Source organism: Diplocloster agilis, from assembly GCF_019042275.1.
Taxonomy (GTDB): domain Bacteria; phylum Bacillota; class Clostridia; order Lachnospirales; family Lachnospiraceae; genus Diplocloster; species Diplocloster agilis.
Genome location: NZ_JAHQCW010000046.1, coordinates 25,581 through 46,428 on the forward strand (window position 1 = coordinate 25,581; position 20,848 = coordinate 46,428).

At 51.3% G+C, this 20,848-nt stretch carries 18 protein-coding genes and 1 other RNA gene; 17 read left to right on the forward strand and 2 right to left on the reverse strand.

Features of this window, described 5'->3' with window-relative positions:
* Positions 1-6: 6 nt before the first annotated feature.
* From KTH89_RS20780 to KTH89_RS20820, 9 genes are all read left to right on the forward strand, one after another.
* Positions 7-705, forward strand: a complete 699-nt coding sequence (locus tag KTH89_RS20780; protein WP_158347233.1) for a response regulator transcription factor — start codon at positions 7-9, stop codon at positions 703-705.
* A 20-nt stretch (positions 706-725) separates the two neighbouring features.
* Positions 726-1,910: a sensor histidine kinase gene (locus tag KTH89_RS20785; RefSeq protein ID WP_158347232.1), complete on the forward strand. Its 1,185-nt coding sequence runs from the start codon at positions 726-728 to the stop codon at positions 1,908-1,910.
* A gap of 66 nt (positions 1,911-1,976) precedes the next feature.
* A complete protein-coding gene (locus tag KTH89_RS20790; RefSeq protein WP_158347231.1) occupies positions 1,977-2,660 on the forward strand; it encodes an ABC transporter ATP-binding protein in 684 nt (227 codons plus the stop codon).
* Entirely contained in the window at positions 2,657-5,398 is a 2,742-nt protein-coding gene (locus KTH89_RS20795) for an ABC transporter permease (protein WP_158347230.1), read from the forward strand. Before KTH89_RS20790 ends, KTH89_RS20795 begins: the two co-directional genes overlap by 4 nt.
* 151 nt (positions 5,399-5,549) lie before the next feature.
* Positions 5,550-5,896: RNase P RNA component class A (rnpB, locus tag KTH89_RS20800), an RNA gene on the forward strand.
* A 38-nt stretch (positions 5,897-5,934) separates the two neighbouring features.
* Positions 5,935-7,191, forward strand: a complete 1,257-nt coding sequence (locus tag KTH89_RS20805) for a sugar ABC transporter substrate-binding protein (RefSeq protein WP_238722956.1) — start codon at positions 5,935-5,937, stop codon at positions 7,189-7,191.
* A 91-nt stretch (positions 7,192-7,282) separates the two neighbouring features.
* Complete coding sequence (locus KTH89_RS20810; RefSeq protein ID WP_158347228.1) at positions 7,283-7,714, forward strand: DMT family transporter; 432 nt, start codon at positions 7,283-7,285, stop codon at positions 7,712-7,714.
* A 91-nt stretch (positions 7,715-7,805) separates the two neighbouring features.
* On the forward strand, positions 7,806-8,471 hold the full coding sequence (locus tag KTH89_RS20815; RefSeq protein WP_158347227.1) for a helix-hairpin-helix domain-containing protein: 666 nt from the start codon (positions 7,806-7,808) through the stop codon (positions 8,469-8,471).
* Between the two features lie 72 nt (positions 8,472-8,543).
* A complete protein-coding gene (locus KTH89_RS20820) occupies positions 8,544-9,233 on the forward strand; it encodes a response regulator transcription factor (RefSeq protein ID WP_158347226.1) in 690 nt (229 codons plus the stop codon).
* Between the two features lie 442 nt (positions 9,234-9,675).
* Here the strand turns inward: KTH89_RS20820 and KTH89_RS20825 are convergent, their stop codons facing one another.
* The gene (locus KTH89_RS20825; protein ID WP_158347225.1) at positions 9,676-10,548 is read right to left on the reverse strand and encodes an SDR family oxidoreductase; all 873 of its coding nucleotides are present in this window, start codon (positions 10,546-10,548) and stop codon (positions 9,676-9,678) included.
* A gap of 91 nt (positions 10,549-10,639) precedes the next feature.
* Positions 10,640-11,581, reverse strand: a complete 942-nt coding sequence (locus KTH89_RS20830; protein WP_238722957.1) for a ribokinase — start codon at positions 11,579-11,581, stop codon at positions 10,640-10,642.
* Positions 11,582-11,940: 359 nt separating this feature from the next.
* Between KTH89_RS20830 and KTH89_RS20835 the strand changes: the two genes are divergently transcribed.
* The 8 genes from KTH89_RS20835 to KTH89_RS20870 all read left to right on the forward strand — a co-directional run.
* Entirely contained in the window at positions 11,941-13,101 is a 1,161-nt protein-coding gene (locus KTH89_RS20835) for a sugar ABC transporter substrate-binding protein (protein ID WP_158347223.1), read from the forward strand.
* A gap of 201 nt (positions 13,102-13,302) precedes the next feature.
* The gene (locus KTH89_RS20840) at positions 13,303-14,805 is read left to right on the forward strand and encodes a sugar ABC transporter ATP-binding protein (RefSeq protein ID WP_158347222.1); all 1,503 of its coding nucleotides are present in this window, start codon (positions 13,303-13,305) and stop codon (positions 14,803-14,805) included.
* A 32-nt stretch (positions 14,806-14,837) separates the two neighbouring features.
* Complete coding sequence (locus KTH89_RS20845) at positions 14,838-15,803, forward strand: ABC transporter permease (RefSeq protein ID WP_158347221.1); 966 nt, start codon at positions 14,838-14,840, stop codon at positions 15,801-15,803.
* A gap of 40 nt (positions 15,804-15,843) precedes the next feature.
* Positions 15,844-16,617: a DeoR/GlpR family DNA-binding transcription regulator gene (locus KTH89_RS20850; RefSeq protein WP_238722958.1), complete on the forward strand. Its 774-nt coding sequence runs from the start codon at positions 15,844-15,846 to the stop codon at positions 16,615-16,617.
* 695 nt (positions 16,618-17,312) lie between these two features.
* The gene (locus KTH89_RS20855) at positions 17,313-19,148 is read left to right on the forward strand and encodes an acetate and sugar kinases/Hsc70/actin family protein (protein ID WP_158347219.1); all 1,836 of its coding nucleotides are present in this window, start codon (positions 17,313-17,315) and stop codon (positions 19,146-19,148) included.
* Complete coding sequence (locus KTH89_RS20860; RefSeq protein WP_238722959.1) at positions 19,145-19,819, forward strand: ribulose-phosphate 3-epimerase; 675 nt, start codon at positions 19,145-19,147, stop codon at positions 19,817-19,819. Before KTH89_RS20855 ends, KTH89_RS20860 begins: the two co-directional genes overlap by 4 nt.
* 55 nt (positions 19,820-19,874) lie before the next feature.
* Entirely contained in the window at positions 19,875-20,555 is a 681-nt protein-coding gene (gene deoC, locus KTH89_RS20865) for a deoxyribose-phosphate aldolase (RefSeq protein ID WP_238722960.1), read from the forward strand.
* Between the two features lie 113 nt (positions 20,556-20,668).
* On the forward strand, positions 20,669-20,848 hold a 180-nt coding region (locus KTH89_RS20870; protein ID WP_238722961.1), incomplete at its 3' end, for a hypothetical protein.

The following is a 20,848-nucleotide window of genomic DNA, read 5'->3' on the forward strand; positions in this document are numbered from 1 at the left end:
CAGAGGATGGCAAATATCATGCTTGTAGAAGATGACGATACGCTGCAGTTTGGAATTCAGATGGCATTGAAGAAAAACGGATATGGGACTATCGTCTGCCCAAATCTGGAACAGGCCCGCAGCCTCTTTTCTCCCCAGGTGGATCTGATTTTGCTGGATTTGAATCTTCCCGATGGATCCGGCTATGATTTTTGCGGCTGGGTAAAAAGAAGGAGCGATACCCCCATCCTGTTCCTGACGGTCAGAGATGACGAGACAGACATGGTAAAAGGGCTGGACATGGGCGCGGATGACTATATAGTGAAACCATTCTCCATCACGGTCCTGCTGTCCAGAATCCGGGCTGTAATGCGCCGGGTCGCTCAGACGGAGGAGACCCAGTTACTCACCTGCGACACGCTGATCTTAAACAAAGAGGCCAGGACCGTACACCTGGACGGGAAGGAGCTTATCCTTACGGCCGGGGAATACCGCCTTTTACTCTGCCTGATGGAAAATAAAAACCAGACCTTAACCCGGCAGCAGCTGCTGGAAAAAGTCTGGGATGTGGACGGCAGCTTTGTGGGGGACAATGCGCTGACCGTAACGATGAGAAGGCTGAGGGAAAAACTGCAGGGATATGAGTTCATACGGACGCTTAGGGGAATCGGGTATCGCATGGAGGAAGAGCCTTGGTTTAAAAATGCGGAGGATGGAGAACGGTAAGAAGGGGTGGGAGGATAACGATGAACCGTAAAAGAAGGATGTACTGCTATGCGTCGATTCTGCTGTTAATTCTGGGGCTCGGCGCTTTTTGCGGCCTTTTGCTGGGGAGGTGGGCTGCCAATGTAGCCTCACGGCAGATCTACGGGGTTACCGCAGGCGTTATGGCCGGGCCGGAAGACGCCGGCCTTGCGGCGGCGGAGGCTTTAAAGCGGCCCGATGAGAAAATGATCACCAGAGGGCAGGCGGAACTGGAACGCTATGGTTATACACCTGAGATTTTCGTCCGCTATTTTACAGGAAAAACTGTGCCTGCAGGAATGCTGCTGTTTTGCGTTCTGGCTGTGATCTGGCTCATTACCCGGATGCTGCAGACCCGCAGCTTAAAACGGCGGGTCGAGGGACTGACGAAGGTGCTAAGAACCGTGAACAGAGGCGGACAGGCGCCGCTTGCTTTTGCCATAGAAGACGATTTCTCCAGGCTGGAAGATGAGCTGGGAAAGACGGTCAATGAACTGAAACGGTCCAGGGAAGAAGCGGTGGAAGTGCAGAAAAGCCTGGCCGAAAACCTGGCAGATATATCCCACCAGCTGAAAACCCCGGTATCCTCCATGACGCTGATGGCGGAAATGCTTAAGGATGAGGTTCGCGGGGATGGGCAGATCTATATCAGGAAGCTGGAGGAACAGATAGAACGGATGAACCGCCTGGTGACGTCCCTGCTCACCCTGTCCCGCCTGGACGCCGGCACCCTTCCTCTTAAGAGAGAATGCGTGGATATCACCTCCGCTGTGCAGGCGGCGGCGGACACCCTCAGTCCGGTTCTTTCAAACCAAAAGCAGATGGTGGCAATTCAGGAAGGGTCGGATGCTTCTGTCATCGGAGATTTTTACTGGACAGTGGAAATATTTATCAATCTGCTAAAGAACTGCAGCGAGCATACACCTGACGGAGGCCGGATTTCGGTGTACTGGGAGCAGAATCCGATCTACACGCAGGTGTCGGTGGAAGATAACGGACCGGGATTTGCAAAAGAGGACCTGACGAATCTGTTCCGCCGATTCTACCAAGGAAATTCCTCGGCGAAAGACGGGACCGGGATCGGCCTTGCGTTGGCCAGAAAGCTGGCTCAGAGTCAGAATGCCAGTCTGACCGCCGAAAATAATCCAACAGGGGGAGCGCGATTTCTTCTGCGTTTTTATCATTGATCATCTCTTGTCACTAAATTGTTAGTTTGGAATGTTAGGATGAGGTGAAAGGGAGATGATAATAAAATGGAAATTTTAAAATGTAAGGAACTTACGAAAACATATGGGACCGGCGAGAATGCGGTTCACGCGCTGGATCATGTAAACTTCCGGGCCGATTCCGGGGAGTTCATAGCCATTGTCGGCGCTTCCGGAAGCGGAAAAAGCACCCTGCTCCATCTGATCGGAGGGGTGGATTCCCCGACCTCAGGCCAGGTGATTATAGACGGAACCGATATCGTGGGTATGCCGGAGAGGAAACTGTCTGTATTCCGCAGACGCAAGGTGGGACTGATCTATCAGTTCTATAACCTGATCCCCACGATGAATGTGCTGGAAAATATCATGCTGCCTATGCGTCTGGACGGCCGCCTGCCGGAAAAAGAGGAGCTGGCAGAACTGACGGATACTCTGGGACTGACAGACCGTCTGAGGGCATATCCCGGGGAGCTGTCCGGAGGACAGCAGCAGCGGGTGGCTATCGCCCGCAGTCTAATCTACCGGCCGGCTATTTTGCTGGCGGATGAACCCACAGGCAATTTGGACCGGAAAAATTCGGAAGAGACCATGGCCTTGTTCCGACTGTGTAACCAAAAGTACAACCAGACGATTCTTTTGATCACCCATGATGAGAATGCAGCGCTCCAGGCAGGGCGCATCATCACGATTGAAGATGGAAAGCTGATGAAAGATGAGGTGACGGACCGATGAACACCTCTTTGACCTACGCCTGGTCCCAGTTAAAGGCCAGCAAAAAATCGGCGCTGTTCCTTTTGCTGTCCATTTTCCTGTCCAGTATGCTGATCGCCGCCGTCTGTACGGAAGCCTTTCTGGGATGGCAGAGGGAGGGGAGCTATCTCCGGCAGAAGGCCGGTGACTACCATGCTTCCTTAAGAGAAACCATTCCCAGGGACAGCCTGCCTCTGATCGGGGAAAATCCGGAAGTGGAGGCTATGCTTTTGCAGACAGACTGGGAGTATCTTAAGTTAAAGGATACCAAACGGGCCTATATAACGATTAGCCGTCTGAACCAGGAGTGGTGGGATTCCATGCCCAATAAAAGCCTTCTAAAAGAAGGCCGTATTCCGCAAAAAAACGGTGAAATTATGATAAACACCCAGTTTTTCACAGAAAATACCCAATATCAGGTGGGAGATACGCTGACGCTCCCGGCCGGCATGCGCGTGCTGGATGGAAAAACGCTGGAGTACGGAACCATGGGGCTGCCTGGAGAAACCTTTGCCCCATCGGGGGAAATGAAGGTAACGATTACCGGAATCATGGATATGGAGGGCGTAAGTGATTATCCCTGCTATACCGCTTACGGCTATATAGACCGGAGCGAACCGTTTCCTGACACGAATTATAAGGTGAGACTCCGGCTGTCCCATCCGCGTATGGCATATGAAATTATGCCGCAGATCGCAGAAAATCTGAACCTGCATCCGGATGCGGATGGAGCCTGGCCGGTATCTTATCACGAAAATCTGCTGGAGCTATATGGAATCAAAGATCCCGCCCAACCGGAATCATCGGAACCCAGTCCTTATCTGGTCTTCGGTATCCTGGGCACGCTGGGGGTTATACTTCTTTTCGTCATCATTATCTACAACGCTTTTTCGGTCACAGCCCGGAGTCAGCTCCGGCAGCTGGGAATCTTAAAAAGTATCGGGGCCTCCCCGGGCCAGATCCGGGCCAGTGTATTATGGCAGGGCCTGCTATGTGCGCTTCTGACGGTGCCGGCCGGAATCCTGTGCGGATTTTTTCTCATCAAAGGGCTGATCTGGAGTGTGGCTGGTTCCAGAACCAGCACAGACTTGTATTCCGGATCAGATCTGACGGCGATCCCGGCTTCAGTTCCCTGGCAGCTTCTGCTTCTGTGCGCCGCGGCTGCGGTTCTGACTGTGCTCTTATCCGCCTGGGGACCAGCCAGAAGGCTGGCAAAACTGACGCCTATTGAGGCAGTGAAGGAAACCTCTCCTGCACATAGAAAGGAAGGGATCAAAAAGATAAAATCCGGTAAAATCCGTTCCCGGAAGTCCGGGGCAAAAAAACCGGCGTTCAGGAAACCTAGGCTGGCCGCGCGGCTTTTCGGCTACACGGGTGAGCTGGCGGAAAATACGTTAAATACCGGGAAAAAGGCATACCGCGCCACATCCCTTTGCATAGGCCTGTGTATTACGCTGATGATCGGGGCGGTCGGCATGCTGAGCGCAGCGTCCCTGAGCAACAGGATAGAGTTATCCTACTTCTGGCAGAATCAAAAGATTATGTTAAGCACGGTTCAGGACCCGCCGCAGGAAATGTTAGAAGAGCTGAAAAATCTTCCGGGTCTGAAAAGCCAGACCGTTTACCGGCGTGTTCTGAGCGGAATATCCTTAACAAAGGAGCAGCTGCACCCCGATTTTATCAGTGCTGGAGGATTCGCGCAGGAAAGCCAGGGCCTTGGGGACTATTACGATGAGCAAACCCCTTTTCTGCCGGTTATGCTTGTCGGCCTTTCCCCGGAAGATTTTGCGGCCTACTGCGAGGCAAACCAGATCCCCCCGGATGTCATCCAAAATATCCGGGATGAGCAGAATCCTTCCGTCATCCTGGTCAACCGTCCGGACGGCAGCCGGCGTGCCACCTGGGATAAATACCAGATCGCGGACACCCCCTATCTGTCCTTGCTTCCCGGAGACCGGATCGACATCACTGAAAAAACATCTGCGGACCAAGAAGGCGCCGACGGGAAAAATACGGTCACAATCGCGGCGGTTACCGATACCTATGCCGGGATTGACGATGACGCCTATCCGTTCAATCTGGAGATCCTGACTACGATGGATCACTACCGTCATATGATGAACAGCTACACCATGCAGGGGACAGTTGATCAGTATACCTGCTACATTGGCCAGTCCTTCGATGAAACCGCCGGCCTTCAGGAAACAAAAGAGCAGGCGGAGAAAATCGTAAGCCGATGGTACGGCGAACAGGACTATCTGGTGCGCACCGTCCAGGATGAGCATACAGAATTTGATGAAGCAATCAACGCCACCAAAACGCTGGCTGTTATTTTCAGTCTCTTCATGGGAGTGATCGGCGTCTCCGGCGCCTTCTCCGCTGTCTCCGGAAGTATAGCAGCCCGAAGAAAGCAATTCGTAATCCTGAGATCTGCGGGCCTCTCCCCGGAAGAACTTATGCGCATGTTCCGGATCGAAAGCCTGCTGCTGATCCTGACGCCTGCGTTGATCTCGGCGGTACTTGGCCTGTTTACGATCCTGCTGTCCGCGAAACTTTTTTATTATCCGACTGTTACAGGTCTCCTGGCCTCTATGCCCTGGCCTCTTATGCTTGCATTGATTTTCCTTATCCTGGGCAGCGTTTTTGTCACCTACACCCTGTGCGGACGCATAGTAAGCAGAGAACCTATTGTGGAGACCCTGCGAAAGGAGCTTGGATAAAAAAGGAAGCGTATGTATTTCAAAACCCGGGAAAGCTCCGGAAGATTCTGTAGGTTCTGTAGGGGAAGCCACGGAAGATTCCATATTTACAACCCCTCCATTTCGTGTTAAAATAGCGGCTGTAGGCGTAATCACGCCGACATCAGCGGGATAAGTAAGACAGATGATCGCGGCTGGCAGGCCGAAAGGCGCCAGACGAGGAAAGTCCGGGCTTCGCAGGGCAGGATGCCGGATAACGTCCGGTGGAGGCGACTCCAAGGCCAGTGCAACAGAAATGTACCGCCAGCGTTAGCTGGTAAGGTTGGAAGGGTGGTGTAAGAGACCACCGCCCTGCCGGTAACGGCAGGGGCACATGTAAACCCCATCCGAAGCAAGACCGAATTAAAACGATAGGCTTGCCCGGCCTGTTTTAGGTAGGTCGCTGGAGCCTGTTGGCGACGACAGGCCTAGATAGATGATGATCCACGACATAACCCGGCTTATCGTTTTGCTTATCCTTTAACTTGTAAACAGGAATCGGACGAATGGAGAAAAATATGGGAAAGTTTTGGAAAAAGGGAGTTTCGGCTCTGGTGGTTATTCTGGTATTGACGGAACTGCTGCTTTTTTCTTACCATATACAGGAAACAGAAGAAGAAAGCCAGCCGGAGAACGAGGGAAAAGAGGCTGCGCAGCTGACCCTCTGGTATTCGGATGAAAATATGGGGTATTATTTTACCGAGGCTGCGAAAGCGTATGAGCAGGACACCGGTATTAAAGTGACGGCCCGGCAGGTTTCCGGCGTGGATTATATCGAACAGATTAATAAGGCCAGTATTTCAGAGACGGGCGGGCCGGACCTTTATATGTCCGGAAGCGACATCCTGGAAAAGGCTCATTTGGCCGGTCTGGCTTCGGAAAACCAGTTTGCCTCCCAATTATATAACAGTGAGCATTATCCGCAGATCGCTCTGGACGCGGTGACGTATAAAGGCGTACAGGTGGCGTATCCGCTGTCTTTTGAAACCAGCTGCCGGCTCTATAATAAGGCTTATGCGGCAGAGGCTCCTGCCACCATCGATGATATTCTGACTTTTTCGGATACCTTTGAAGGCGGGGAAGGGATAGAAAATATCTTCGTATGGAATGTATCGGATATTTTTTCGGATTACTTTTTCGCCGGAAATTACATTAATCTGGGCGGTCCCTGCGGAGATGACAAGGTGCAGATCGATATCAATAACGAACAGGTACAGCAGGCGATGGCCTACTATCAGTCTCTGAAAGAATTCTTCGCGCTGGATCCGGAGACGATCTCCGACGAGGACGTGATACAAGATTTTATGGACGGCAAGACGATCTACGCGATCGTTCGGGCCGACGATCTGAATAAGATGGAGGCCGCGGCTTCCGTGGGACTGACCACGGTGGATTATGGCGTCGCAAGGGTGCCGGATCTGACCGAAAGCCTGCAGACGAAGCCTTTGGCGGTGACCAGCGTGGTGGTGGTCAATGGGTATACCCCGTACCCGAAGGAAGCGGCAGATTTTGCGAAGTACCTGACCTATGATTATGCCGTTAACCTGTATTCTATGGTGAACCGCATGTCCGCCAGAAGTGATCTGAATCTGGACAAGCCGCATGTGGACACCCTCAAGGAGATTTATCAGACTGCGGCCGGCGTGCCTAAAATTATGGAGTTGAGCAATTACTGGATCCAGATGGAAGTAACCTTTGCCAACATCTGGCAGGGTGCGGATGTGCCGGGCGAATTACAAAAGGTTTCTGACCTGATCACGAAGCAATTAAAATAAAATTTGAATGAATTCCAGTCATAAGGGCAGACTAGACTTAGAAACCGGATTTTCCGGTGGGAAGTTTAGGAAAATAGTATCGGAGGCCGTTATGATTGGAATTTTTATTGCACTGATTTCGGGTGCCCTTATGAGCATCCAGGGAGTATTTAACACGGAAGTGACTAAGAATACGAGTATCTGGGTATCCAGCAGCTGGGTACAATTTTCCGCATTGCTGGTATGTCTGGCGGCATGGCTGTTTACCGGCCGTGAAAGCTTTTCCGGGCTTTGGAAAATGGATAATAAATACGTGCTTCTGGGCGGCGTTTTAGGAGCCTTCATCACCTACACGGTGATCCGCAGCATGGCGTCTCTGGGACCGGCGCGGTCTGTCATGCTGATCGTAATCGCACAGCTGGCCGTAGCTTATCTGATCGAGCTGTTCGGGATGTTCGGCGTGGAGAAGCAGCCGCTGGAATGGAGAAAAGTTGCGGGAATGGTTGTAGCGATCGTAGGTATCGTCATCTTCAAATGGAAGTGAACGAGAAATGGGTCTTGTAATTAGGGATAATATCCGATAAAATATAAGAGTCCTGTGGTAAGGGTATCCTATGGTCGAAGAGGCGATAGGAATGAAAGATAGAAAGAAAATAGGTAAAGCTGCGTTGCTGGCGGCCTTTTGTCTCCTGTGCGGGATTCTGTACAGCTGCCGGCCAAAAGAGGAGGCAGTCTTTGAATCTGCCGCGGGAGCGCTTAAGGAGGATGCGGCGGTTCAGCCACTGGAACCCTCCCCGGAAGAGTTTCCGGCAACCGCAGATCCGTTACAGGCAAAAGCAGATCAGGAACCGGTACCAATGTTCGTCTACGTCTGCGGCGCGGTTGCAAGGCCGGGGGTCTATGAGGTAGATGCGGATACCAGGATATTCGAGGCGATTGAAGCGGCCGGTGGCGTTACGGAGGATGCGGCAGAGGAATATCTGAATCTGGCCCAGCCGGTAACGGACGGCCAGAAGATTCTGGTTCCCACCCAGGAGGAAACCAGGGAACTGGAGCAGTCAGGCGCACTGGAAAATCCCCCGGACTCCGTGGAAGAAGCACGAGACGGCCTGGTAAATATAAATACGGCCGGAGAAGACCTCCTAATGACTCTGCCCGGGATCGGTGCATCCAAGGCGCAGAGTATTATTACATATCGGGAAGTTCACGGAGACTTCAAGACGATAGACGAGATAAAAAAGATTGAGGGAATCAAAGAAGGCGTGTTCCATAAAATCAAGGATCTGATCCGTGTAAAGTAAGAACGCATTGTGAAACAATTGTTGATGTATACCTGGAAGCAAAACGCAGAGCAGGCGACACTGGAGGTAAATATGGCAAAGAAAGCATTGGTTGTGGATGATGAGAAATTAATCGTGAAAGGGATCCGTTTTAGCCTGGAGCAGGATGATATGCAGGTGGACTGTGCCTATGACGGGGAAGAAGCGCTCAAATTAGCCCGTGAGACAGAGTACGATATCGTATTATTGGATATTATGATTCCGAAAATCGACGGACTGCAGGTCTGCCAGCAGATCCGGGAATTTTCCAATATGCCCATTATCATGCTGACGGCAAAAGGGGAGGATATGGACAAGATCATGGGCCTGGAATACGGTGCGGATGATTACATAACCAAGCCCTTTAACATTCTGGAAGTCAAAGCCCGTATCAAAGCGATCATGCGCCGTATGAACCAGAATACCGGCGCCGCCGCTCAGAAAAAAGTGGTGGAGATCAACGATCTGAAGCTGGACTGCGAGAGCAGGCGGGTCTATATAGCGGACAAGGAGATCAATCTGACCGCTAAGGAATTTGATGTTCTGGAACTGCTGGTCTTTAACCCGAATAAGGTATACAGCCGGGAAAATCTGCTGAACATCGTATGGGGTTATGAGTACCCCGGAGATGTCCGGACGGTGGATGTGCATATCCGGAGATTGCGGGAGAAGATTGAGTCTAACCCAAGTGAGCCTAAGTATGTCCATACCAAGTGGGGCGTGGGGTATTATTTTCAGGCTTAAATAGGGGGCGGCGCAGAGCAACCGGGTGATCCGGGGGCATGAGGGCAGCGGGGGATTCACGCACGTCCCCGACGGGACTACCGGCGCATACACAGGAGGAAATTGCGGTAAAATTACATAAGCTGGACTAACTACGGGTTTCAAAAAGCCCTTATTACATTTTCCGTCACAAACTCGCCAAAGAACGGCTCGGACAGTGTGACGGAAAACGGGGCTTTTTGAAACCCTTCGTAAGTCCAGCTAATGTAATTTTCCCAGCAATTTCCTCCTGTGTATGCGCCGGTAGTCCCGTCGGGGACGTGCGTGAATCCCCCGTTGCCCTCATGCCCCCGGATCACCCGGTTGCTCTGCTGCACTGGTGTGAGTTGAGGCGGGATGGATTTTGTGCGGGATATCTGGAAGAGTTAGGAGGGATACTGGGGGGTTTTTATAGAACCGGATTTTAACGTATGATTCCGAATTCTTTCAGGCAGAGTTCCAGGGCGTCGTGGGTGTCGGTCCAGAACATGCCGGCATGGTTGGCTTTGGAGGTGTCCAGGCGCACATCCCGGTTGTGGTCCAGATAGTGGACGGTGTCTTCTTCCAGGATCTGGTCTAGTTTGGAATCCAGGCCCAGAAGATGCAGGATGTGTTTTACGGTGTCGTAGCGGCTCTCGTTGTTGGTGGCTCCCATGTGATAGGTGCCGTAGGGGGCGTCGAAGAGCTTTTGGAAGTTGGCGATGGTTTCGTAGATGTAGCCCATACCGCGGAATTCGTGGGGAGAGGCTATGATTTTTTCCTGGTTGCGCAGCTTGGTGAGGGTGTCCCAGAGGATTCCGTTGGACATGTTTTTGTTGCGCTCGGGAAGGCCGAACATCCAAGTGAACCGGACGATCCAGAGTTCGTCCAGGATTTCTTTTAGAAGGGCCTCGGCTTCCAGTTTGTTGGCGCCGTAGACGGTGTTGGGGACGGCTTCGTCTTCTTCGCGGAAGGGGCCGCCGTTGGTGTTGCCGTTGAATACCTGCTCGGAGCTTAGGAAGATGAGCTGGGCGTGAGCTTCCCGGGCTGCTTCGGCGACGTGGAGAGCCCCGTCTACATTGACTTTGCGGGCGACTTCAGGGTGCTGGTTGCAAAAATCGGTGACGGCTATGGCTCCCGCGTGAATGATGAGGTTTGGGTGAAAGGCACGGGCGCAGTCCAGAACGGCCTGTCTGTCGGTAAAGTCTAGGTCGTCTTTGTCGGTGACCAGGAACTCATAGTCGTCTTTGTAATAGTCGGCCAACCGGGAACAGAAGAAACCTTTGCCGCCGGTTAATAAGATGCGTTTTTTGTTCATGAGTGTGTTCCTTTCTGATGGGGGAACCCGTATGTATAGAAAGAGCGGGCTTTTGGGCAATTATTTATGAGTTTGTTATAGGGGGCGGAGACTACAGCCGGACGCCGTGTTCGCTCAGGAAACTCAGTACACGTTCCAGAGGCTGTATGGAATTCTGGGCTCCCAGTCCCATCGCAGCGAGGGCGCCGCAGGCGCTTCCGATTTTCAGGCAGGTCTCTATGGGATAATTGTTTATTAATCCGTAGGCCAGTCCTCCGTGGAAGGAATCACCGGCGGCGGTGGTGTCTACGGCTTTGATCGGGAAGGCGTCGACACTGACGGAGACGGTTCCGTTGGAATAAAAGGCGCCTTTTTCGCCCATGGTTATGCACAGGTTGCGGACACCCCGGTCGATGAACCAGCGGGCGGTCTGCTCTTTCCAGTCTTCGATGGGCATGTCTTTGCGCAGGATACCGGTGTAGACTTCACTTTCGGTTTCGTTGGGGGTGATATAGTCGATAAGGGGATAAATATCGTCGGGCAGAGGGATGGCGGGAGCAGGATTTAAGATTGTTATCGCTCCGCTCTCATGTGCGGTCTTCAGCCCGTATTGGACAGCGTCCAGATTCAGTTCGGTCTGGGTCAGAAAGACCCCTGCGGAACCGATGGCCTCACTGGCGTCGTCGATCATTTTCTGTGTAATATGGTGATTCGCACCGGGCGCATAGACCAGCATATTGTCACCGGCGGGGTCCAGGTATATAGAAGCGCAGCCGGTGCGGTGGTGGTCCGAATGATGGATGTACCGGCAGTTGATGCCTTTGTCAAGGAGACCCTGGAAAACGGTTTTGCCCTGCATATCATTGCCGATTTGTCCGATAAGGCTGGTGGGCATGCCAAGTAAGGAACACTGAACGGATTGGTTTGCGCCCTTTCCGCCGTTGAACATGTCGACCGAGCTGCCGCTTACCGTTTCGCCTTTTGCCGGAAGTTTAGCCGCGGAAGCTACGATATCACAGTTGATACTTCCTAAAATAACAACATTCTTTTTCATCTTACTCTTTCCTTTCTGGTGAATTTCATTGAATCCCATATAAATGTGTTGAAAATTGGAAATCCAATTTTTGTACTGTCAAAAATATTATATAATAAATGAAGGATAAAAGCAAATGTTTTGGAAAGTGCATAATTAAGATAACTATTTAACAAATTCAAATGTACAAAATGACAAATGAATTGCTTGACAAATGGGAAAACAGGTGGTAATATAACCATATCGATTGGAAATGCAATCTAAAAATCCAATTTTAAAACGAAAATTATTGGAAATCCAATATTTGGCGTTATAAATTGGAAATTGACTGCATGAAGATCAGGATTAACAACTATAAAAAGTCCCAGGGAGGAACGGAAATGAAAAGAAAACTAGTTTCAGTCTTACTTGTATGTGCAATGGCAGTGACTATGGTTGCCGGCTGCGGCAGCAAAGCGGAGGAGCCGGCTGAGGCGCCTGCGGCTACACCGGCGCCGGCGGCAAGCGAAGCGCCTGCGGCTACAGAGAAACCGGAGGCTACCCAGGCGCCGGCAGAGTCTGAAGCACCTGCAGCGGCCAGCGGAGAATTTGTGAAGTATAATGATATTAAGGATGGTCTGGGACCGATCCCCAAATCCGACAAAACCTTCCAGATCGGATTTACCGCAAAAGCTCTGGAAAACGAATTCTGGAGAATGGAAAAAGAAGGAGCCGAGGCAGCCGGTAAGGCTTTGAAAGAAGCAGGACTTGATATTACCATTACGGTAGCGGCGGCAAACGGCGAGTCCGACGTACAGGGCCAGGAAGCTGTTATGAAAGATATGATCAACAAGAAATACGATGGTATCATGGTTGCTCCCATCGCGGATACGAACCTGACGGCAGCCATTGAGGAAGGCGTAGAAGCCGGAATCCCGCTGATCTGTGTAAATGATAAAGATGCCAACGTAGATCTTCCGATCGTAGGCGCAGACCATAAGGATACGGCAGAACTGGCAGCAGAGTGGATCGCTACTAAGATCGGCGGCAAAGGCCAGGTGGCAGTTGTTCAGGGACTTCCTACAGCGGAAGCGGCCCGTCTTCGTACCGATTGCTTCGTGGATTACATAAAAGCAAACTATCCTGATATTGAGATCGTAGCTACGCAGAACGCGGACTGGGATCGTACAAAAGCAAAAGATGTATCCGCTACCATTCTGAAACAGTATCCGGATCTGAAGGCTATCTACGCAAACAATGACACCATGGCTATGGGTGTATTAGAATCTGTAAAAGAAGCGGATTTACTGGGCAAATGTCTGGTAGTCGGCACCGATGGAACCAGCGAGGCATTGGATTCCGTAAAAGCCGGAGAATTAAGTGCAACCATCAATGATTTCCCGTTCTACCAGTCTCAGGTAGCAGCGGAGATGCTGGTACGTAAATTATCCGGACAGGATGTTCCCGAGAAGATTTATTCTCCTCACGCTGTTGTTGATGCGGATAACTGTAACCTTTCAAATGAAGAAATCCTTGGATGGAAGGGCTTTACCGTTGAATAATCGGGCAGCTGATAGCCAGGCGGTACAATAAGTATCCCATGACATATGCCCTCTGAGGCATAATGGGCTGTCGCACGGCAGGAAAAGGAAAGTGTGGCAGCCCATATTTTATTCAAAAGGAGAGTTCTCCTGTTGAATAAATAGGAGTTTCACCTGCGGAAATTCTTATTCCTATATAGAGAGAAGGGAAAGGCGGCGACCATGGATAAATATATAGAGTTCCAGCACATAACCAAAATTTTCCCGGGCCAGAAAGCTTTAGACGATGTCTCTTTTTCTGTTAAGCAGGGAGAGGTGCATGCGCTGCTTGGTGAAAACGGAGCGGGAAAATCCACGTTGCTGAACATTCTGCATGGAATGTTCCCGGCCACACAAGGTAAAGTTTTTATAGAAGGGGAAGAAGTAAAGTTTCGTAACGCGCTGGAAGCGATCCATTACGGAATCGCGAAAGTGCATCAGGAAATCAATATTATACCGGAATTAACCGTTGCCCAGAATATGATGCTGGGCGGGGAACCGACAAAAGGTCCTTTATTAAACAGAAAAAAGATGGAAAAAGAGACGCAGGAGCTCTTAGACCGGTTGGGCTGTGCATTTCACGCAGACGACAGGGTGGGTACTCTGTCCACCGGTAAAAAACAGATGATACAGATTGCAAAAGCGTTATATATGAATGCCAAAGTCATATCATTTGACGAACCTACGTCCTCCTTAAGTAATTCAGAGGTCAAAACGCTGTTTAAAATTATACGGGATCTGAAAGCACAGGGAATTACGATCCTTTATATCAGTCATAAAATGGATGAAATCTTTCAGATCTGTGACCGTGCCAGTATTCTCAGGGACGGAAAATATGTGACAACACTGGATATGAAAGAAACGACGGAGGAGGATCTGGTTCAGAACATGGTAGGACGTGACGTATCCATGTTTGCCCAGAGGCTGAAGCCGTCCTGCGTAGATAAGAACAATACGGTATTAAAAGTAGAGCATTTAAGCGGCCCTGCCGGGTTTGATGATATCAGCTTTGAACTTAAGAAAGGGGAGATCCTGGGATTTTTCGGACTGGTGGGCGCCATGCGTACGGAGGTTATGCGGGCGATCTTCGGCGCCGATAAGGCAAGCGGGGGAACCGTGATCTATAACGGAAAAGCGCTGCCGCATAACCGGACTCCCAACGATGTGGTAAAGATGGGAATCGGATTGGTGTCCGAGAACCGGAAAGAAGAAGGCTTTGTGAAGAACTTTAACAATGCCGATAACATCGCCCTAGCCAGCCTTACCAAATATGTCAGGGGTATTTTTGTAAAGGAATCATTAAAACAGAAAAACTCCATAAAAGTAGGCGAAACAGTGGGACTGACACCCAATGATCCGGAGTTTTTAACCGTCAGTCTGTCCGGCGGCAACGCCCAGAAGGTCATTCTGGCCAAATGGCTGTCCACAGATGTGGATGTCCTGATTATGGATGAGCCTACAAAAGGAATTGATATCGGGGCCAAAGCGGAGATATACAAACTGATGGAGGAGATCGTAGCAGCCGGAAAATCCATTATCATGGTATCGTCCGAAATGACGGAAGTCATAGGTATGAGCGACCGTGTCCTGGTCATGAGAGAAGGAAAGCTGGTCGGCGAGCTAGACCGCTCTGAGCTTGAGGAAGAGCGTATTATTACATATGCCGTGGGAGGCAGCCAAGGTTGAACAAAAAAAATTCGCACAAAAAGGAGGAAACCATGAAAAAGATCATTAAGAATAATTACCGGGAATTGAGTGTCATCGTGGCAATCGCCGTCATGTTCATTATTTTCGGTATTCTGAATCCAATCTATATCTCTTCCAGTAATATTGTGGATATCCTGGATCAGGCCACGATCTACGGCCTGATGGGTATCGGTATGACAATGGTTATTATTACAGGAGGAATCGATCTGTCCGTAGGCTCCGTCCTGGCGCTGTCCGGATGTATTGTCGCCAATATGGCGGTAAAAGGATTAAACCCGGTGCTGTGTCTGATCGTCGGTCTGTTTGCAGGATTTGCCTTCGGTCTGCTCAATGGCCTGCTGGTATCCAGAATGAAACTCCAGCCGTTTATTGCCACCATGGGCACCATGTCCGTCTACAGAGGCGCTGCCTATATTATAACGGAGGGCTATCCGGTGTTGGGAGTACCTGATTCCTTCCGAAACATCCTGAACATCAAGATTGTCGGAGGTATCCGGATTTCCGTTCTGGTATTCATCGCGTTTGCGATCCTTGTCTATATCCTGCTGCGCAAGACCCGTCTTGGCACATACATCTATGCGATCGGCGGAAATATGGAAGCGGCCAGGCTTTCCGGCGTGCGTGTGGAGCTGACACAGACCATGGCATATGCGATCGGAATGTTAGGAACCGCACTGGCGGGCCTGATCCAGGTGGCGAAACTTGGAACCGGAGATCCCACCACCGGCAACGGCTGGGAGCTGAATGCCATCGCCGCCGCCGCGATCGGCGGAACCAGTATGGCGGGCGGCCGCGGAAACGCTCTCGGCACAGTCCTTGGAGCCATTCTCTTCTCCGGCTTAAAGGTTGGTCTGATCGTACTCAACGTAAATACCTACTATCAGTATGTGGCAACCGGTTTGGTTATTATCATAGCCGCATATTTGGAGATATTCCAGGGCGCTATCGCTTCCAGAAAGAAGAAAAAAGTAGTATAATATTCTATACTATATTTCATGATTGTATGGGAGGATAAAGATGTCCAAAGATAAGAGATTATGTGAACGGCGGAATAAAATATTGGAGGCTTTATCGTCCCGGCACACGCTGCTGGTAAGTGATCTGGTAGCGGAACTGCAGGTGTCAAATGAGACGATCCGAAAGGATCTGATCGAGATGGAAAAACAAGGTATGGTAGAACGCAAGCATGGAAGGGTGAATCTGCTGATCAACTACGCGGATGACCTAATGTACGTGCGGACCACCACCAATCAATCCGCAAAAGAGCGGATAGCGGCAGAGACGATCAAGCATCTGCCGGAGGGAAGTTCTGTCTTTGTGGGACTGGATGTCGGGAACACTGTATGGCATGTGGCGAAGCTTCTGGTCAGCGATCCGACAAAGATCGTCGTAACCAGTTCGCTGGACGCCGCCAATATCTACGCGGAGGCAGGAAACCCGAGGCTATATTGCACGGGAGGACAGCTGCGAGAAGTGGACCGGGGATTTTACGGCTATTGGTCGTTACAAAACCTAAAATCTATCCACATGTCCGTCTGTATCCTGGGAACCGTGGGAATTGTCAACCGGGATGGAATCGGGGCGGTTTCCTTTGATGACAGAGACGCAAAGCTGCTCTACGCCAAAAACAGCGACATGCGTATCGCCATCTTTGACAGTACGAAGTGCGCGCGGGGAACCCTGGTGGAAGGACTTCCATGGGAAGCCATGGATCTGGTGATCTCGGACACAGGGATGCCGGAGGCAGACCGGGAGCGGATTGAAGCGAAAACCAGACTGGTTCTGGTTTAGGAGACTTCAAAAGGGGCGTGAGCGTGGAGTCCGGAGAACGGACGGTTTGGCTAAGCGGCCCAAAAGAAGCGGCGGTCAAATCGCTTCGGCCGAACCTAAGAGCGGGTAACTCCGATGGTGTGAGAACCTTTGATTCGCAGAGCCCGGGGCAAACTCGCCAGAATACGGCTCAGACAGTGCCCCGGGCTCTGCAAGGTTCTCACGCCATCTGCGTAACCCGCTCTTAGGTCCGGCCTCAAGCGATTTGGCCGCCGCTTCTTTTGGACCGCTTAGCCAAACCGTCCGTCCTCCGGACTCCACGCTCCCTTTCCTGGTGAAAGCGAAGTGCCATGGCAACTAATTTGTTAGTAAAGCAGGAGCGGGCTGGCGTCAGGACCGGCTCCGGGGCAGCGCACCCACAGGCAGGGGCTCCAAATCGCTTGAGGCCGGACCTTAGAACGGGTTACGCAGAAGAGGACGAAACCTCGCAGGACCCGGGGCACTGTCTGAGCCGTATTTTGGCGAGTTTGCCCCGGGTCCTGCTAATCAGAGGTTTCGCCCTCTTCGGAGTTACCCGTTCTTAGGTCCGGCCGAAGCGATTTGGAGCCTCTGCCTGTGGGTGCGCTGCCCCGGAGCCGGTCCTGACGCCAGCCCGCTCCGGACCACAACAAAAAGATCCCTAGTAAAAGCAACACAGGGGAAGAAGGGAAAGGCATATGGGAGATCAAGTGCAGAAAGGGGTCGCACCCATTTACATATCGGATTTGCAGATGAAAATAGCGGGCCTTCCGGAGGAAGAAAGGCAGATCATACGATTACTGCTGCTGGTGGATGAACGGGGACGGTACCGTGAATTGAGTTTTCCGTTTCCGAAGGGAAAAGAACTTAAGGAAAATGCCGGGCTTTATGAAAAATATCTGCTGGCGATGATCAATAATCTGCTGGTATCCTTTGGCGGAGCACTGCTGAAATTGTATTTTGACTTAAGCGATAAGAACTTGGCTGAGATGGCTGCGCGGGCTTTGAGCAGGTTTCAGGCGGATCATGTGAGAAATGACAGAACCGGCTATGGAGTGTATCTGAATTATATTAATCGGATGAATGTGTTTTTGGGTCTGGGAAAATTCCGCATAGAGGTCTGTGCGCTGGAGGCTTGGCCGGATCTTGATGAGATGGAGCAGTATTTTATTTATTTGCCCGAAGATGGCGGGAAAGAACAGGATATATTGCGCCGGTCGGCCGTCGAAATGGAGGACAGGACGTTCTGCTCCCTGGATGTGGGAGGAAATTCGATCAAAGGCGCTGTGGTTCAGGACGGAAAAGTCAAGGTGCTGAAGGAATATCAGTGGTATCCCACGGGATATAAAGTGGCGGAAGAGATGAATGCGCCTATGATCCTGATGGTGCGTTTCTTGAGCGCCTGCACGGGGCTGCTGGAAAAAGAAGGGACGCTTGACAGGATTCGGGAAACCCTGGACAGTCAAATGCCTTATCACCAGTTGCTAAAATGGACGGAAAAGCTGGAAGAAGAGGGAATCCGCACGAAAGAGCGGTTTGACTCTGTCGTGATCGGTTTTCCGGACATTGTAGTCCATAATAAAATAGCCGGCGGCGAATCTTTTAAGCAATTGGGCCTTAAAAATAACCCGGATACGGATTATGAGATAGAATTTTTTAAGACTTCCGATATTGACCGGATGGTAGCCGGTTATGTGAAAAAAGGCGCGCCGGTAGTGGTGTTAAACGACGGGAATGCGGCGTCCTATATTACCAGTGTGGAACAGGCGTTTTCGGCGGATAATTTTATAGATGCTTATGGTATGTTCGCTAACACCATTGGGACAGAGATGGGGACCGGGTTCATTTCCAGAGCCGGAACGATCCAGCATATTCCCCTGGAAGGATTTCAGCATGTGATTGACCTGGGTAATGAGGCTTACGCGTCCTATCCGGCGGCTGATATCCGCAGCGTCTGCAGTATGAATACGGGAATCCCCGGAACTATTCAGAAATATATTTCCCAGCTGGGCCTATTCCGGATGGCGGTTACTGCGCTCTATGAAGCGAAGGACCCGCTTTACGGCCGCCTGCTGGAAGAGGGATTGATCAATTATGCCCCTGAACGGGACAGCTTGACCACCGTCACGGCGCCTAAGGATCGCAGGGGACAGCTCACCAGGCGTTTAATCGCTCAGCTGGATGAAAGAACACCGGCGGTAGAGGCGGCCTTCCGCACCATGGGAAAAGCGCTGGGCGTGCTGATCGACCAGGACAAAATGATCTTTCCGGAGATTGTCACCACACGTCTGTTAAGCGGCGGTATTATCGCGAACAACCGGGCCTACGAGCTGCTGACGGAAGGCCTGCATGCGCATAATCCCACTTACAATGTCATGCGGCTGGACGAGGAGACTATGTACTCGCCGCTGCTTAGAAGCATTCGTCCGGATCAGAGAAACTTTAACGTAGCAATCGGAAGCGCCTATATTGGCAACCGCTTTCTGATGGAGAATAGGGAGAACATAGAAGACATGGAGGAATCACATTCATGAAGAACAATTACATCTTAGGGGGATCTGTCTCCTGTTTTGATTTATATAATCTGGAGCGCCAATTTAAAGAAATTCACGAAGCGCCCATTGATTTCATGCACTATGACGTAGTAGACGGCAGATTTAACCAATGTCTCATTCTGGGGCTTCCGACCCTGCAGATGATGCGTCCTCATACCGAACTGCCCATCGAGGTGCATCTGGCGGTTTACGAGCCGGAACTTTACATTGCCCAATTCATAGAAGCGGGAGCGGACATTATCACCATTCACCCGGAGGGGACGAAAGACCTGATGGAAGCCTTCCGTTACATTCGTAAACTGGGAGCCAAGCCGGCCCTGGCGCTGCGAAGCGAGACCATAGCCACAGAAGACATGCTGCCAGCCATGGAAGAAGCCGAGTACATCATCAAGCTGACCGTGAATCCCGGATTTTCCGGTCAGAAAATACAGCCGGCGGCCTTTGAAAAGATGTCGGCGCTGCGCCGGATGCTGGATACACACGGCATCGACACCAAGATCGTTGCCGACGGCAATGTAAATACGGATACCATCCCGACCCTGGTTCAGCACGGCGCCAGCATGTTGATCGGAGGAACCTCCGGCCTGTTCCTGAAAGGCAGATCCGTAAAGGAATGCGCGCAAGCCATGCTCGACGCCATGAAGCAATAAGAGGGAACATTAACGTAATTCATAAACTAAAAAATAGAAAGCAGGTTTATAAACTATGGAAATAAACAGATACCTGGATCATGCAATCCTGAATCCGGAAATGACAACAGAAGAAGTGAAAGCATCCATCGAAGAAGCCATCCGCTATGAGACAAAAACCGTATGCGTCAGGGGCTGTGACATCAAAATGGCGGTAGAAATGTGTCGCGGAACCAACACAGAAGTCTGCTGCGTACTGGACTTCCCCCACGGACATGGAGGAAAAGAAGCCAAAGCCGCCCTGGCCGACATCTACACCAAACAGGGAGCTGTAGAAGTGGACATGGTAATGAATTACGGCTTCGCCCGTTCCGGAGAGTGGGACCGAGTGGAAGAAGAGATTGAGGCGGTCACGAAAGCCGCCCACCAAAACGGCGCCATAGTAAAAGTAATCCTGGAAACCAGCCAGCTCAACCAGGACCAGATTGCCAAAGCCACCGAGTGCAGCATCCGGGCCCATGCCGATTTCGTAAAAACCTCCACCGGTTTCCACGGTGAGGGCGCTACCGCAGAGGCGGTCCAGACTATGCTTGACACCTCCCGCGGCAGAATCAAAGTAAAACCCTCCGGAGGAATCCGCAACCTGGAGACAGCCCTCAGATTTGTGGAGATGGGCGTCGACCGGCTGGGCGTAGGCTGCAATTCCACCCGCGTCATCTGCGAAGGAGGAAAGGCTGACGAGACCGAGGGATATTAGAAAGCTTGAGGAGACCCGGGGGTGGGATGCACGGCGGACTTCACATCCGACTGGCAAGAGCCTCTGAACCGTGGGCTGTCACACTAACTTGGCGTTCTTCCCGGGGGCTTCGTATGCCCGCCGCTTACGGCTTGGAACCGCAGGCGGTATCCGGGGACGCTCCGGGCATCCGGGTTCTTTTGTATCTCCCTGGGAGCGCGGAGGGCTTGCGCTGGCATCCGCTAAGTGGAATCGAAAAGCCGGGTTCAGGAACCGAGCCTATTCACCAGGAACACGTGATGTGTTCCCGGTTC